Below are 14,182 nucleotides of genomic sequence, written 5' to 3'. Positions count from 1 at the left end.
TTTCCATTCTCCGGGTCAGATTGTCCCTGCGCCGGGTTTACTCAAAATTCATTTTCAGGCATCGTGCGCCCATATGTTGTGGGGCTCAGTCATGAGAATAACAAGAATTGTCGCGCTCGCCATCATTGCAGGCACCATCGGTATGCAGGGCGGATCTCAGGGAGCCGAGGCTCAAACCCTGCGCGCGTCCAGTCCTCCCGCCGAAGTGCCCCCTGCTTCCTACAAGGGGAAACAGTATGTGGACAGCCGCGGATGTATCTATATCCGCGCCGGGATCGACGGCAATGTGAACTGGGTGCCACGGGTGACGCGCAGCCGCAAACAGCTGTGCGGCTACAAGCCGACCACGGTTGAAGGGGCGGCCAGGACCGCCAGCCAGAGCAGCCCTGCATTCGAGATGATCACGTTGCCCGAGGCGCAGCGCCCGGACGCAGCGGGTGATGCCACCCCTGCCAAACGCACGACGACCCAGCCCGCTGTCACCGCGAGCCGTCCCTCGGCTGCACCAGCCGCTCCGGCTGCTGCTCCGACGGTCGTGACCACAGCCAAGCCGCGCCGCACGGCAAATACAACCAGCGCCAACCCCGCCCGCGTCAGCACGGCTGCACCGCGGAAGGTGGTCAAGCCTGTTCCTGTCGCGCCGACGCCTGCACCTGTGCCCGAACAGACGGCTCCGGCGGCTTCTGGTTGCGCCGGAGTATCTGACCTCAGCCGGCAATACATCAACACCGGGCCGGGCGTGCGCTGCGGTCCGCAAGCCGAGTCACCCATTACCTATGGGCGCGGTGACCGGAACTCATCCCTGATACTGGCGCCAAATACGCGGGTTGTGCCAACCCATGTTTATCAGGCGCGGCGCGCCAGCAGCGATATTTCTGTCCCAGAGGGCTATCGCCCCGTTTGGGGCGACGATCGGCTCAATCCGCACCGTGCCGAGCGCACCGTTGCGCCTTCGGTCATTCGCCACAGCTCCACCGTGCCTCCCGGCTACATTCGGGTCGAGCGTGAGGATGACCGCATGAATACCATGCGGGCGCGTGGCACCCCCGAGGGCGATGCCCGGATGGCCGAAATCTGGACCAATACCGTGCCGCGCACACTGATCCGCAAACCGGTGGACCGCCAGACCGTGCGTCTGGGCGGGGCCGAGGCGGTGAGCGCAGCCGAGGCCCGTGAACCCTTGCTGCTGCGCCTGTCGACCCGGTCGGATCCGAAGGCCGAGAGTGCCGGGAATGGAGCGCCGCGCCGCTATGTTCGTGCGGCGACCTTTGAGGATGCCGAAGCCGCGCGTGTTGCGGCGCAGGCCCTGGCGCAGCGCACGGGCCTGCCGGTGCGTCTTGGTACCGTCACGCGCAAGGGGCAAAGCTACAAGGTGGTACTTGCAGGGCCGTTTTCCGGCGACGACAGTGGCAAAGCCGCACTGACCGCGGTAAAGGCGGCCGGGTATCCCAAAGCCCGCCTCAGCAAGTGAAGCCCTGAATGAGGGCGGCCTATCGCGTCAGCACAAGGGCGCGGTTCTGGATCTCGATGCGCGACCAGCGCTGCAGGTAGCCCATGCCCAACAGCGATTTGTCCATATCGCCACTGTTGACCCACACGCGAACACCTTCGTCGGTGATGCCACCAAGCGACATTTCCTCCACCCAGGTCGAGGCGGTGCGCACCTCGCCGTTGGCGGTCTGCGCGCGCCCCAGATAGGCGAGGTTTTCGGTATCGATCCCGGCGCGTTCGGCATCAGAGCGGCTCAGAACGACCTGACTGGCGCCGGTATCCACGAGGAAATTCACCGGCGTACCGTTTACCGAAAGCGTAAGGTAGTAATGTCCATCCTTGGCCAGGGGGACTTCGACGCGGCCCTGATCCGTCATCACGCTTTGCTGGGGCATGACGGTCTGGCGGATGTCGCCCCAAAGCCCGTAGGCGGCAATCACACCGAGAAAGATGAAGGCCCAGATCGCCAGCGACTGCACCGTCTTGCCCAGCGACTGCCGGTTCTGCACGAAGACCCAGGAGCCCACCGCCAGCAGCAGCAGCACCAGATAGATCACCCGACCATAATCCATATCGCTCATGCGCACACCTCCTGACCCTTGATGTAGGAAGCCTGCGCCGGGTTCCTAGCCCTCAAGCTCTAACCGCCGGCGAAACCAAAGGCGCGCAGGCCGTCGAGCACGAACTGCACCGACAGCGCCGCCAGCAGCATACCGAGAAGCCGTGTTACCACGTTGATGCCGGTCTTGCCCAAAAGCCGCTCCAGAACGCCGGAGACCATGAACATCACCAGCATCAGGGCCAGCACGGCGAGGACGATGCTCATCACCAGGGCAAAGCCCTCGATGCCCGGTTTCTGACCTGCCAGCAGGATCACCGTTGCGATCGAGCCCGGTCCTGCGATCAGCGGGATGGAAATGGGAAAGACCGACGGATCCTCAACTTCGGTGGCTTCCTCTCCCTGATGCTCGCGCCGCTTGGTGCGCCGCTCGAACAGCATGTCGAGCGCGGTCAGGAACAACAGGATGCCGCCTGCCACGCGAAAGGCTGGCATGGAAATGCCGACAAAGGCCAGAACCGCTTCGCCGAACAGGGTGAAGAGCGCGAGAATGAAGGTCGCCGTAAGGGAGGCGCGGATCGCAACGCCGCGCCGCTCGCGCGGGGTCATCCCTTGGGTCAGCGCCAGAAAGATCGGTGTCAGGCCGATGGGGTCGATGATCACGAAGAGCGTGACAAAGGAGGTGATCAGAAAGGCCGTGTCGATCATAGGGCCTCGGCCTTTTCCAGTTTCTCAAGGGCGCGCATCCACAGGGTTTCGGCGCGCTCCAGCGCCTCGATCACTTCGGCGTGTTTGGCCTGCCAGACGCGGGCCTCGTCCTTTTTCTCTGCCTCGTAGAGTTCCGGGTCGGCCAGCTTGATGTCAAGCTTGTCCTTCATCGCGGTCAGCTTGGTGACGCGGTCCTCGGCTTTGCGCGCCTCTGAGCGCAGGGCAAGCATGGCATCGCGCGAGGGGCGTTTGGGCTGTGGCTTCGGCGCGGTGGCTTTGGGCGCCGGTTTGTCTTTTTCGAGCAGAAGCGCCCGGTAGGAGGCAAGATCCCCTTCATATGGCGCTACGGTTCCTTTGGAGACCAGCCAGAGCCGATCTGCCACGAGGCTCAGAAGGTGCATGTCGTGGCTCACAAGGATCACTGCGCCCGTGTAGGCTGTCAGTGCCTCAACGAGGGCTTCGCGGCTTTCAATGTCGAGGTGGTTGGTCGGCTCGTCAAGGATCAGAAGGTGTGGCGCGTCCAGCGTTGCCAGCAAGAGCGACAGCCGCGCCTTCTGCCCGCCCGACAGGCGCGCCACCTCTGTGTCGGCCTGAGCCGCGCCAAGGCCAAAGCCCGCAAGCCGCGCTCGCAGTCTGGCCTGGCCTTCCTCGGGGCGCTCGCGCTGCAGGTGCTGGAGCGGGGTTTCGTCGATGTAAAGCTCGTCCACCTGGTGCTGGGCAAAGAACCCGATGCGCAGCTTGCCGGAGCGGGTGATCTTGCCCGACATCGGTTTCAGCCGGTCCGACAGCAGTTTGGACAGGGTCGACTTGCCTTCGCCGTTCTTGCCCAGCAGGGCGATGCGGTCATCCTGATCAATGCGCAGATTGAGCTGCGACAGGATCACCGTGTCGCCATAGCCGACCGATCCGCCCTCCATCGCGATGATCGGAGGCGACAGTTCTTCGGGTTCGGGAAAGGTGAAAACCGTGCGGGCCGCATCTTCGGGCGCGCGGATGGTCTCCATCTTTTCCAGCATCTTGACGCGGCTTTGCGCCTGTTTGGCCTTGCTGGCCTTGGCCTTGAACCGGTCCACAAACGCCTGCAGGTGCGCGCGCTGCGTTTCTTGTTTCTTGGCCGCCGCAGCCTGATTGGCGCGGTTGGCGGCGCGCTGGCGGGCGAACTGGTCGTAGTTGCCGCCATAGTAGATCAGCCCGCGATCCTCCAGATGCAGGATGCCGCCGACAGACCGGTTCAGCAGTTCGCGGTCGTGGCTGATGATGATCACCGTATGGGGGTATTTCACCAGATAGGCCTCAAGCCAAAGCGCGCCTTCAAGGTCCAGATAGTTGGTCGGCTCATCCAGCAGCAAAAGATCGGGCTGCGAGAAGAGCACTGCCGCCAGAGCCACCCGCATCCGCCAGCCGCCCGAGAAATCGGCGCAGGGACGCTGTTGCGCCTCTTCATCAAAGCCAAGCCCCTTCAGGATCGAGGCAGCACGCGCCTCTGCGGACCATGCGTCAATATCGGCAAGGCGGGTCTGAACCTCGGCAATACGTGAGGGGTCCGTCGCGGTTTCGGCTTCGGCCATCAGGGCCGCCCGCTCGGTATCCGCTGCCAGCACGGTGTTAATCAGCGACACGTCCGAGGCAGGCGCCTCCTGCGCGATCCCGCCGATCCGCGCTTTGGAGGGCAGGGTGATGCTTCCCCCCTCAAGCGACAACTCCCCCTTGATGAGGCGAAAGAGCGTGGTCTTGCCTGTGCCGTTGCGTCCCACAAGACCCACTTTGTGGCCCGTGGGAATGGTGGCGCTGGCCCCGTCGAACAGGGGGCGGCCTTCAACCGAATAGGTGATATCCTGAATGCGTAACATAGCCGCGCTCATAACAGAGGCGATTGGTGCAAACCAGCGCGATTGCACGTGGTGTCGCACTGGTCCTGCCCTTGGGTGCGTGCTAGCTGGATCACATTGATACCTAGCATCTGGTGATCCTGCCATGCGTCCTGCGCAAACCGCCCCACATATCGTCACGCTGATCTTTGGCACCGCCCTGTCGGTGCTGTCGCTCAACATGTTCCTGCCGTCGCTGGCCCGGATCGGAGAGGATTTTCAGGCCGACTATGGCCTCGTGAACCTGTCGATTGCGGGGTATCTGGCGATCTCGGCCGTGTTGCAACTGGTGATGGGGCCCTTGTCGGACCGGTTCGGACGGCGCCCGGTCATGCTGTGGTCGATCATGGTGTTTGCGCTCGCCTCCATCGGCTGCGCCTTGGCAGAGTCGATCTGGGTCTTTCTGGGCTTTCGCCTGCTGCAGGGCGCGGTGGTGGCGGGGCAGGTGATTTCGCGCGCGGCGATCCGCGACATGCACAGCGCCGAAGAGGCCGCCAGCAAGCTGGGCTATGTCTCGATGGCGATGGCGCTGGCGCCGATGCTGGGGCCGATGCTGGGAGGCTTTCTGGAGATGGCCTTTGGCTGGCGAGCGGGCTTTGTCCTATATACTGTTCTTGGTCTTGGCATGCTGGCACTGGCCTGGGGCGACTGGGGGGAAACAAACACCAACCGTTCGGCCACCTTCGGGGCACAGATGCGCACCTATCCTGAGCTTTTGACCTCGCGCCGGTTCTGGGGCTACAGCCTGTGTGTTGCTTTCTCGATTGGCGGGTTCTTTGCCTTCATCACAGGCGCGCCCCTGGTTGCCGCTGCGTGGTTTGACCTGAGCCCCGCCATGGTGGGACTTGGGATCGGGATCATAACCAGCGGTTTCATGGTCGGGAATTTCATCACCGGGCGCGTGGCGGGGCGGGTGCCGCTTTTGACCCTGATCATCCTGGGGCGTATCAGCGCAACCCTCGGCCCGCTTGGCGGTCTGTTCCTTTTTGCCGTGGGGCAGGGCTCCGTTCCGGTCTTCTTTGGAGCTGCAATCCTTGTGGGGTTCGGCAACGGGCTGACCATCGCCAATGCCAGCGCGGGCCTGATGTCGGTGCGCCCTCATCTGGCGGGCAGTGCCTCGGGCCTGTCGGGGGCCTTGTCGGTGGCGCTTGGCGCGGTGATCACCTCCCTTACCGGTGCCCTGGTCGAGCCGGATCTGGCACCCTTTACCGTTATGGGTATCATCCTGTGCTCCAGCATTCTGGCGCTGATTTCGGCGCTGTATGTGCGCTGGGTGGATCTGCGCGAGCCGCTGCCGGACACGGTCTGACGGGCATCGCGTGCCTATGGCCCAGAATTGCCCGGCCAAGGGCAACTCGGCCCTTCCCAAGCGCGCGCAGGCATGGTAGGCGGCGCGCCAGATACTCGGCGCGGGATTTGCCCCGTGCCTGCACTTTGAAATGGAGAACGCCCGATGGCTCTGGAACGCACCTTTTCGATCATCAAGCCCGATGCAACCCGCCGCAACCTGACCGGCGCGATCAACGCCAAGTTCGAAGAAGCTGGCCTGCGCATCGTTGCGCAGAAGCGGATTCACCTGACCAAGGAACAGGCAGGCAAGTTCTACGAAGTGCACGCCGAGCGTCCCTTCTATGACGAACTGTGTGAATTCATGTCCTCCGCGCCGATCGTTGCGCAGGTTCTGGAAGGTGAAAACGCCATCGCGAAAAACCGCGAAATCATGGGCGCAACCAACCCCGCAGACGCGGCCCCCGGCACCATCCGCGCCGAATTCGCGGAATCGGTTGGTGAAAACTCCGTCCACGGCTCCGACGCACCGGAAACCGCAGCGGTTGAAATCGCCTACTTCTTCTCCGGTCTGGAACTGGTCGGCTAAGTCGAGCCTGTTTTGATCAGAAATCGGGGCCGTGCAGGGTGACCTGCGCGGCCTTTTTCGTTGCTTGGGGTGATTTGCTATCCCCGCCGTGGAATGACACCGATCGCGTCCAGTTCGCGTTCCAGACGCGACAGTCCAGCCGTCTGGGTGGCGGCAGTCACGTTCTCGGCCTTGATCTGGTCGAACCGCTTGCGCAGCGCCTTTTTCTCATCGCCCTTGCAGTCGTTCCAGGGGCGCCCCTGAAGGCCCATGACGAGCACATAGTAGCCTATGAAGTGCGGGCGGCTGCCCGACTGAAGCAGCCGCGCATAGGCCGCATCCGCGCCCAGCTCCCTCAGCTCTTCGGCAGAATGGATGCCAGCGCGGGCAAAGGCCGCTTCCGAGGCGGGGCCAAGATTGCGGATCGATGAGACGGGCGTGGACATAAGGCGAACATATGCTGCCTGCATGTCCCTGTCACGCGGGTTTCGCTACGGATTTTTCTCGGGCAGCGATTGACAGTCGCAAAAGGGCGGATGACCTTGCGGCACGTTCTGGGAGGAGCCTACGTGACCAAACACCCAACCGCCGAAGACATCCGCGCCTTTGACCTGGCCAATCCGCCTGAGGGTTTCGTCGAGGACCCCTTTCCATTCTATGATGCGCTTCTTGCCCATGCGCCGGTGCTGAAACAGCCTGACGGATCGGTGCTTTTGTGCCGCCACGAGGACCTTGACCGTGTCTACCGCGACACGACGTCGTTTTCTTCGGATAAAAAGGCCGCCTTCGGTCCCAAGTTTGGAGAAGGCTCGCCCCTCTTTGAACATCACACGACGTCCTTGGTGTTTTCGGATCCGCCACTTCATACCCGCGTGCGCAAGATCATGACTTCGGCGCTGACACCCCGCGCCATTGCCCGGATGGAGCCGGGGCTGGTCGAGACGGTGGATCATCTGCTGGACGCGATGGAGGGCCGCGAAGAGGTGGATCTGATCGAGGATTTTGCCTCCACCATTCCGATCCAGATCATCGGCAACCTGCTGGATGTCCCGATGGAGGAACGCGGCCCCCTGCGGGACTGGTCGCTGGCGATTCTTGGTGCGCTGGAGCCGTCGCTGAGCGCAGCGCAACTGGAGCGTGGGCATCGCGCGGTTGAAGAGTTCAAGATCTATCTGACCGATCTCATCGCCCGTCGCCGGGCCACCCCTGGCGATCCTGAAACGGATGTTCTGACCCGGCTCATTCGGGGAGAGGGGGCCGATGCGCAGCTCAGCGAGATCGAACTCATTCAGAACTGTATCTTCATTCTGAATGCGGGCCATGAAACCACCACCAACCTGATCGGCAACGGCCTGGCCTTGCTCCATGATCATCCCGGGCAGTTGGCACGGCTCAAGGCAGACTCCGATCTGATGAAACCGACGGTCGAAGAGATCCTGCGCGTCCGCTCCCCCAATCAGCTTGGCAACCGGGAAACCACGCGCATGGTCGAGATCGGCGGGATGACCATCCCGCGCGGAACCAACCTTCATCTGGTCATCGGCGCGGCCAACCGCGACCCGGAGGTCTTTGACGATCCAGCCACCTTCGACATAGTGCGCAAGCCCAACCGTCATCTCGCTTTTGCCGGTGGCCCCCATGTCTGCGTCGGGCTGACCTTGGCCCGGTTGGAGGGGAAGATCGCGTTGGAGCGCTTCCTGAACCGCTATCCGAACTACCAGCTGATGCCAGGGCGGGTGCCGGGGGGGCGTATCCGGTTTCGTGGATATGCGGCGCTGCCTGCAAGGCTCGGCTGAGCGTTGTGGGGGGGGCTGGTGTTACCGTTTTGCCCTGACAAAATCATGATGGGAGAGCGTACCTATCCTTTTGGACGCGGCAAGCCGCCCCATGGATAGGAGACCCGTGCGGTCCCACTCGGGTAAGCCGGTTGTCAGCGTCACTCCGAAGGGACAGCACATGATTTATCCGGTGGTACTCGCAGGTCTGAAGAACGGAACCGAGATGGCAGAAGGTGCCATGATCCCGGCGCATTTCTGCGCAGAGGGACCGGGCGCGAGCCCGTTCCAGTCGGTCCTGCACGGTCTGGATCACCCCATGTTCGCTGCTCCCACCGTGGTTGCCTGCGCGGCGCAACGGTTTGTGGCAGTGCAGCAGATGGAGGCCGTAGGTGCCACGGGCGAGGTACTTGTGGAACCCTGCCAAAGCAAGCCGGCGGCACTAATGGCAGCCATTGCACTGCGCTTTCAACATGACCCCGAGGCCCTTTTGCTGATTCTGCCGGCGGAGCACGCAGATGTGAGGAACGAGGTCTTCCGCCGTGCGATCGAAAACGCCATGCAGATTGCCTTTGGCGGGAATCTGGTGCTGTTGACTGGTGAGGGCGTCGGTTCCTACGGTCATGTGCGCGCCCTGTCTCGGGTGCGTGGCGGGCAGCCGGTACAGGCGCTGTTTTCCGCGACCGCTGCCGACCACCCGGATGACCCTCAGTGCTTTGAAAGTGCGGGGGTGTATCTTGTGCGGGCCGGCAGCCTTCTGTCGGCGTTCAAACGCCATGCGCCGCGCCTGCTGCAAGCCACCAAGCGAGCCGTTGAGGGCATGCAGCAGGGCGCCGGTTTCCTGCGCCTGGCGCCCGAAGCCTATGGCCGTGTGAAGGCAGAAAGTTTCGAAACCGCAGTCCTGTCGCGGATGCAGACCGTCGTGGCGATCTCTCCGGATGGGCCTTTGGAAAGCAGCGCAGCAGAGACCCGTGCGAGTGTCGAAGCATGGCGCACGCCTATGAATCCTGCTGGCCACATCGTGGTGGACAGCCTGGCGGCCTGACGCTGCGCTTCAGGTGCGGCGCTTGCGCCCTGACCTTTGGATATTCTGCCTGAGCGCGTCTTTCCCGGCCTCCCCAGCCAGACAGCTCAACGGCAGGGCGAACCCCGCAGGGCCACAGAAGGTCGCTTTGCGGGGTGCTCGCGTGAATGGAGTGGGTCAGTGTCCGTCTATCAGAGTGCGGGCACAGAGAAAGCCAGAGCGGACGTCGGCCGACAAAAAGGCAGGGGCAGTGGGCTAGAACAGGCCGGCCTCTTTTGCGGTCAGGGCGGCCTGGGTGCGGTTCTTGGCGTCCAGTTTCTTGCACAGCGTCCGCACATGCAGCTTGATGGTGACCTCCTGCAGGTCCAGCTCCCGCGCGATTTCCTTGTTGGACTGGCCGCGGCACAGGCCGTCCAGCACCTGCAGCTCCCGCGGGCTGAGCCGTTCGGCCAGCGGATGGGTCGGTGCAGCGTTTTCAGCGCGCATCAATTCCACAGGAGCATAGACTTCACCTGCGCTCATGAAACGCACCGCGTTCAGAAGGGACTGGGCGCCCATGGTTTTGGGAATGAAGCCGATGGCACCGGCATCCAGCGCCGCCTTGGCGGTGTTGGCCGGCGCACTGCCCGAGAGGATTCCAACGCCCTTGCCGCCATTCGCCTCCAGCGCCTTTGAAAGGCCGTCAAGGCCCATCATGCCCGGCATCTGGTAGTCCAGAAGCACAAGATCAAACGGCCCCTCCGAGGCGATCAGGTCCAAAGCGCCGGACAGATCCGTCGCAAGAGAGACCTCGGCCCCTCCTTCATTTCGAAGATAGGCCGATATCGTTTCCCGGACCATATCATGGTCGTCTGCCAAAAGAATACGCATGCACTTCCCGTGTCTGAACAAGACGATGAGCTGTCATACTAAACTAGAAGGGTTTCACAAATATCAACACTCCAGACCATTGCACATGGGATCAGGAGCTGAACTCCTCAGAGCAGCTCCCGGAGGATGAAAAACTTCATGTGATGTCTCGGGCCGGATCGAAGGCGTCGTCACCACAGGCCGGTTCGGGCACAGCTCTTGTTCGCGCGCCTTTCGACTTACCGCCTATCCGAAAGAATAGGAAAATATCCGCAGGCGTTAGTGTCATATAGAGCTGTCTCTGACATGATGCGGCGCAAAGGAATATGTGTTGAACAATAAGGAGTAAAATATGGTCCGCTGGATTAGTCTCGTATGTGCGCTTGCTTTCTTGATCTGGCCGGGCGCCGCGCCGGTGGCGCAGGCCGCATCGGACGGGCCGGTTCTGCTAACGGTAAAGATCAACGGGGATGAGGCCCGCACGGTGACCTTCACGCGTACCGATCTGGCCGCGCTCGGGGAGACTTCTTTTGAAACCGAGACGATCTGGACCTCTGGTGTGCAAACCTTCACCGGGGTTTCGCTGCAGACGCTGGCAGAGCATCTTGGCCTGAAAGACGGGGTGCTCGAGGCGCGTGCGATCAATGACTACATGGTGGAAGTGCCGCTTGCCGATGCGATCGAGGGTGGCCCGATTATAGCCTATTTGCGCAACGGCCAGGAAATGTCGGTGCGGGAAAAGGGACCATTGTGGCTTGTTTACCCTTACGACAGCAATCCGGCGTATAAGACCGAGGCGGTCTATTCCAGAAGCATCTGGCAGTTGGAGCGGATCGACGTCGAACAGTAGGGTGGAGGCGTTGTGACACAAGAGACGGACTGGCGATTTCCACTGGCATCGCGTTGGGTCCTGGCGGCGGCACTGGTGGTGCTGCCGCTTTTGGCTGTTCAGTCTGTGCGCCTGGGCTACCAGGTGCTCTTGCGTCTTGAAGGGCTGTCCACTGCGGCTACGGACAACATGCAATGGGTGATGTCGCAGGCCGAGGTAGAGCATCTGAAACTGGATGCGGCGGTCCATGCGGTGCGGGAGCCGGGCGACCTGCCGATTGTGCGGCGCAGATTCGATATCTACTACAGCCGGATCGCCACCTTTCTTGAAAGCCCGCTGTTCGAGGATCTGCGCGAAAGCGAAGCCGGTGATCGTCTTCTCGGGGAATTGAGCGCGCGGCTGGACCGGCTGGCAGAGTTGATCGATGTCAGCGACGAGGAGTTGCTCCAAAACCGCTCGCTTGTGCTGGACGAACTCATCAAGAATGGCGAAGAAGTGCGCGAACTCGCGCTTTTCGGCGTGGTCATCCAGGTCGAAGGGACCGAAGCCAAGCGCCTGAAATTGTTCAGTATACTGTCTCAGCTTGCCTTGGTGGTGCTGGGTCTGTTTGCGGCGCTGGCGGTCACCGCATTGATGCTTGCTCGCATGTACAGACGTGGCCGTATGCTGGCCGCAGAACGCAGCCGCGCCGCCTCACGGATGGCGGCGATGATTTCTTCCTCTCTGGATGCCATTCTCATGGTGGACCAGGACGGGCGCATCCTGGCTTTTAACGGTGCGGCCGAAACGATCTTTGGCTATTCCAGTGCCGAAGCCATCGGCAAAAAAATGCAGGACCTGATCATTCCGCCCCATCTGAGAGAGGCGCATGCCCGCGGCATGACGCGGTTTCTCAAGAGCGGGGAAACACGGGTCATCGGCGCCGGGCGGGTCCGGCTGGAGGGGCAACGCAAATCGGGTGAGATCTTCCCGGTCGAACTGTCGCTCTCGCTCAGTCAGACCGGTCAGGATACGGTCTTTGTCAGTTTCCTGAGGGATATCTCCGATCGTATGGTTGCCGAAGAAGAACTGCGCACCGCGCGCGATGACGCCCTGGCAGGCGAGCGGGCCAAGGCCAACCTCTTGACCGTCATGAGCCATGAAATGCGGACCCCTTTGACCGGTGTTCTGGGGGCGATCGACCTGTTGGAGGACACGAGCCCAAGCCAGGAACAGGCCCGCTATCTGCAAGCCATGCGCGTCTCTGGCGAATTGCTGCTGCATCATGTCAACGACGTGCTGCAATTGTCACGTCTTGAGGCAGGTGTGGATCCCGAGAAGATTCGTATCTTTGATCTGCAGGACCTTGCCGAGGGGCTGCTTGAAAGCCAGCAGGCCGATGCGATCAGCCGGGGCATTGATCTGACGCTGCACTGTAGTCTGGGGTCCTCTTCGGTTGTCGCGGGCCGCCCCCGCGCCATTCAGCAGGCGCTGCTCAATCTCATCGCCAATGGTCTCAAGTTTACCAGGGAAGGCGCGGTTTCGGTTGATATTCAGCGCATTGGTGAGACAGATGAGGTTTCGTTTCAGGTCGCCGACAGCGGCCCCGGTATCCCTGAGGAAGACCAACAGCGCATCTTCGAAGACTTCACGATGCTGGATGCAAGCTATCGGCGCGGCAATGAGGGGACCGGGCTTGGTCTGGCCATCACCCGCCGGATCGTGCAGGCCATGGACGGAGAAATCACTTGCGAAAGCGAGGTCGGGGAGGGCAGCCTTTTCATCATGTCCATTCCCTTGCCGGTGGCCACTGCGCCGGTGGACAAGGCAGAATCCGGCTCCAGAGAAGAAAACGGAACCAGCGCAATTCTGATCGTGGAAGATAATGATATCAATCGCTTGCTGCTTGAACAGATGCTCATCCAGCAGGGCCAGGATGTCACGACCGCAGCAGGCGGGCTAGAGGCTGTCAACGCCGCAGAGCAGGGCAGTTTCGATTTGATCCTGATGGACATCAGCATGCCCGAAGTCGACGGCATCGAAGCCATCCGCCGCATTCGGGACCGCAAGCTTGCGGAGGGGACGGACATCGTTGCCCTGACAGCCCATGCCGCGCCCGAGGATCACGCGCGTATTCTGGAGGCGGGGTTTGCCGAGGTGATCACCAAGCCCATCAGCAAGCGTGAGTTGGCAGATCTGATAGCCCGCAGGGCAGGAAAGACACCGGTTCTTGCCGACAGGGCCTCAAACGAGAACATAGTCCAGTTCTTCGAGGCCTTGGGGCCGGAGCGCGCGCGTGGTTTTCTGGAGACGTTTTGTCAGGATGTGGAACGCCTGCGCGCGGATCTGGCCGCAAGTGGCGAATTGACCAGCGCCTTGCGGCGGGAGGCGCACCGCCTCGCGGGCTCGGCTGCGGTGTTGTGACTGACCCGCTTTCGCGAAATGATGCTTCAGATTGAAACGGGAGAAGCCGCCGACGTGGTCGACCCGCAGCTTTTGGCCGAAATATGGGGCGAAGCCGAAAGCTCTCTGTCCGTGCATATGTGTGCCTGAGTCCCCTGCTCTCGCTTCTCGATTGGCGCGAAATGTTTGTGATATATGGCTGTTAAGTCTCTGCGTTTTCTTGAGAATTTGCCTTCCATTGCCGGTGGTGAAAAAACCTGCGGACCGGAGCGATTTTCCTCTGGACGAGTTGTGTTCGAGATTCTATACCACGCGCACCGTTCCGGCGTAGCTCAGCGGTAGAGCAGTTGACTGTTAATCAATTGGTCGTAGGTTCGATCCCTACCGCCGGAGCCATATCACTCTTCCTTCTCAGATGAATCGTGCTTGCAGTGTCCTGACACTTCCTAGGCACTAATGAGGGCTTGATGCCTTTAGGGAGGGTGCGTTTGACAGTGAACAGGTCTGCTTTTGAATAAGAACGTGATGTGATTGATCTTTCCCGTGCTTACCCCTGCGTGACACGAGCAAGACGGCTGAAGCGTGTACTTGTGAGTCTTTTTTGGGTGGCACGTGGCATTCAACTCTGCAACGCGCGAACCGGCCCTTGGTTTTCGCCTTGGGCAACAGAGCGGTCCGACGCCCGGAAAACGATAGCACTTTCAATGCAGAAAAACCCTTGCATACAGCAAATAAGCCCTCAAGTCGGCGACTTGAGGGCTTATTATGGCTCCGGCGGTAGGGATCGAACCTACGACCAATTGATTAACAGTCAACTGCTCTACCGCTGAGCTACGCCGGAA

12 protein-coding genes and 2 tRNA genes are annotated in these 14,182 nt (G+C 61.5%); 8 read left to right on the top strand and 6 right to left on the bottom strand.

What is annotated here, in order from left to right; genetic code table 11:
• Positions 1-91: 91 nt before the first annotated feature.
• The gene (locus AADA15_RS01845) at positions 92-1,471 is read left to right on the top strand and encodes an SPOR domain-containing protein (RefSeq protein WP_341639839.1); all 1,380 of its coding nucleotides are present in this window, start codon (positions 92-94) and stop codon (positions 1,469-1,471) included.
• A 19-nt stretch (positions 1,472-1,490) separates the two neighbouring features.
• Here the strand turns inward: AADA15_RS01845 and AADA15_RS01840 are convergent, their stop codons facing one another.
• From AADA15_RS01840 to AADA15_RS01830, 3 genes are read right to left on the bottom strand one after another with little or no spacing between them, the layout of a single operon-like run.
• Positions 1,491-2,072: a retropepsin-like aspartic protease family protein gene (locus AADA15_RS01840; RefSeq protein ID WP_341639838.1), complete on the bottom strand. Its 582-nt coding sequence runs from the start codon at positions 2,070-2,072 to the stop codon at positions 1,491-1,493.
• Positions 2,073-2,131: 59 nt separating this feature from the next.
• The gene (locus AADA15_RS01835; RefSeq protein ID WP_341639837.1) at positions 2,132-2,758 is read right to left on the bottom strand and encodes a MarC family protein; all 627 of its coding nucleotides are present in this window, start codon (positions 2,756-2,758) and stop codon (positions 2,132-2,134) included.
• A complete protein-coding gene (locus AADA15_RS01830) occupies positions 2,755-4,608 on the bottom strand; it encodes an ABC-F family ATP-binding cassette domain-containing protein (protein WP_341639836.1) in 1,854 nt (617 codons plus the stop codon). Before AADA15_RS01830 ends, AADA15_RS01835 begins: the two co-directional genes overlap by 4 nt.
• Before the next feature lie 124 nt (positions 4,609-4,732).
• Between AADA15_RS01830 and AADA15_RS01825 the strand changes: the two genes are divergently transcribed.
• Both AADA15_RS01825 and ndk read left to right on the top strand, forming a co-directional pair.
• Entirely contained in the window at positions 4,733-5,935 is a 1,203-nt protein-coding gene (locus AADA15_RS01825; RefSeq protein WP_341639835.1) for a multidrug effflux MFS transporter, read from the top strand.
• 144 nt (positions 5,936-6,079) lie between these two features.
• On the top strand, positions 6,080-6,502 hold the full coding sequence (gene ndk, locus AADA15_RS01820; RefSeq protein WP_341639834.1) for a nucleoside-diphosphate kinase: 423 nt from the start codon (positions 6,080-6,082) through the stop codon (positions 6,500-6,502).
• 77 nt (positions 6,503-6,579) lie between these two features.
• Here ndk and AADA15_RS01815 read toward each other — a convergent pair whose 3' ends face one another.
• Positions 6,580-6,927, bottom strand: coding sequence for a TfoX/Sxy family protein (locus AADA15_RS01815; protein ID WP_341639833.1), 348 nt, complete (start codon positions 6,925-6,927; stop codon positions 6,580-6,582).
• 123 nt (positions 6,928-7,050) lie between these two features.
• Here AADA15_RS01815 and AADA15_RS01810 point away from each other — a divergent pair, with 123 nt between their 5' ends.
• Positions 7,051-8,277: a cytochrome P450 gene (locus AADA15_RS01810; RefSeq protein WP_341639832.1), complete on the top strand. Its 1,227-nt coding sequence runs from the start codon at positions 7,051-7,053 to the stop codon at positions 8,275-8,277.
• 160 nt (positions 8,278-8,437) lie between these two features.
• A complete protein-coding gene (locus AADA15_RS01805) occupies positions 8,438-9,301 on the top strand; it encodes a glycosyltransferase family protein (protein WP_341639831.1) in 864 nt (287 codons plus the stop codon).
• Between the two features lie 234 nt (positions 9,302-9,535).
• Here the strand turns inward: AADA15_RS01805 and AADA15_RS01800 are convergent, their stop codons facing one another.
• Positions 9,536-10,150 (bottom strand): response regulator, encoded by a 615-nt coding sequence (locus tag AADA15_RS01800; RefSeq protein ID WP_341639830.1) that lies wholly within the window; start codon positions 10,148-10,150, stop codon positions 9,536-9,538.
• 331 nt (positions 10,151-10,481) lie between these two features.
• Here AADA15_RS01800 and AADA15_RS01795 point away from each other — a divergent pair, with 331 nt between their 5' ends.
• From AADA15_RS01795 to AADA15_RS01785, 3 genes are all read left to right on the top strand, one after another.
• Positions 10,482-10,979 carry a putative pterin-binding protein gene (locus tag AADA15_RS01795; protein WP_341639829.1) on the top strand — a complete coding sequence of 166 codons (498 nt, stop codon included), beginning with the start codon at positions 10,482-10,484 and terminating at the stop codon, positions 10,977-10,979.
• 12 nt (positions 10,980-10,991) lie between these two features.
• A complete protein-coding gene (locus AADA15_RS01790) occupies positions 10,992-13,361 on the top strand; it encodes a hybrid sensor histidine kinase/response regulator (protein ID WP_341639828.1) in 2,370 nt (789 codons plus the stop codon).
• 300 nt (positions 13,362-13,661) lie between these two features.
• Positions 13,662-13,736: transfer RNA gene (locus AADA15_RS01785), tRNA-Asn, on the top strand.
• A 370-nt stretch (positions 13,737-14,106) separates the two neighbouring features.
• Here AADA15_RS01785 and AADA15_RS01780 read toward each other — a convergent pair.
• Positions 14,107-14,181: transfer RNA gene (locus tag AADA15_RS01780), tRNA-Asn, on the bottom strand.
• Between the last annotated feature and the right edge of the window lies 1 nt (position 14,182).

Source organism: Phycobacter sedimenti (assembly GCF_038148855.1).
In the GTDB taxonomy this organism is placed as follows: Bacteria; Pseudomonadota; Alphaproteobacteria; order Rhodobacterales; family Rhodobacteraceae; genus Phycobacter; species Phycobacter sedimenti.
This window is presented reverse-complemented; position numbering and strand designations above follow the sequence as displayed.

Coding starts and splice junctions, on each gene's coding strand:
- AADA15_RS01845 (WP_341639839.1), top strand. CDS start 92: ATGAGAATAACAAGAATTGTCGCGCTCGCCATCATTGCAGGCACCATC.
- AADA15_RS01840 (WP_341639838.1), bottom strand. CDS start 2,072: ATGAGCGATATGGATTATGGTCGGGTGATCTATCTGGTGCTGCTGCTG.
- AADA15_RS01835 (WP_341639837.1), bottom strand. CDS start 2,758: ATGATCGACACGGCCTTTCTGATCACCTCCTTTGTCACGCTCTTCGTG.
- AADA15_RS01830 (WP_341639836.1), bottom strand. CDS start 4,608: ATGTTACGCATTCAGGATATCACCTATTCGGTTGAAGGCCGCCCCCTG.
- AADA15_RS01825 (WP_341639835.1), top strand. CDS start 4,733: ATGCGTCCTGCGCAAACCGCCCCACATATCGTCACGCTGATCTTTGGC.
- ndk (WP_341639834.1), top strand. CDS start 6,080: ATGGCTCTGGAACGCACCTTTTCGATCATCAAGCCCGATGCAACCCGC.
- AADA15_RS01815 (WP_341639833.1), bottom strand. CDS start 6,927: ATGTCCACGCCCGTCTCATCGATCCGCAATCTTGGCCCCGCCTCGGAA.
- AADA15_RS01805 (WP_341639831.1), top strand. CDS start 8,438: ATGATTTATCCGGTGGTACTCGCAGGTCTGAAGAACGGAACCGAGATG.
- AADA15_RS01800 (WP_341639830.1), bottom strand. CDS start 10,150: ATGCGTATTCTTTTGGCAGACGACCATGATATGGTCCGGGAAACGATA.
- AADA15_RS01795 (WP_341639829.1), top strand. CDS start 10,482: ATGGTCCGCTGGATTAGTCTCGTATGTGCGCTTGCTTTCTTGATCTGG.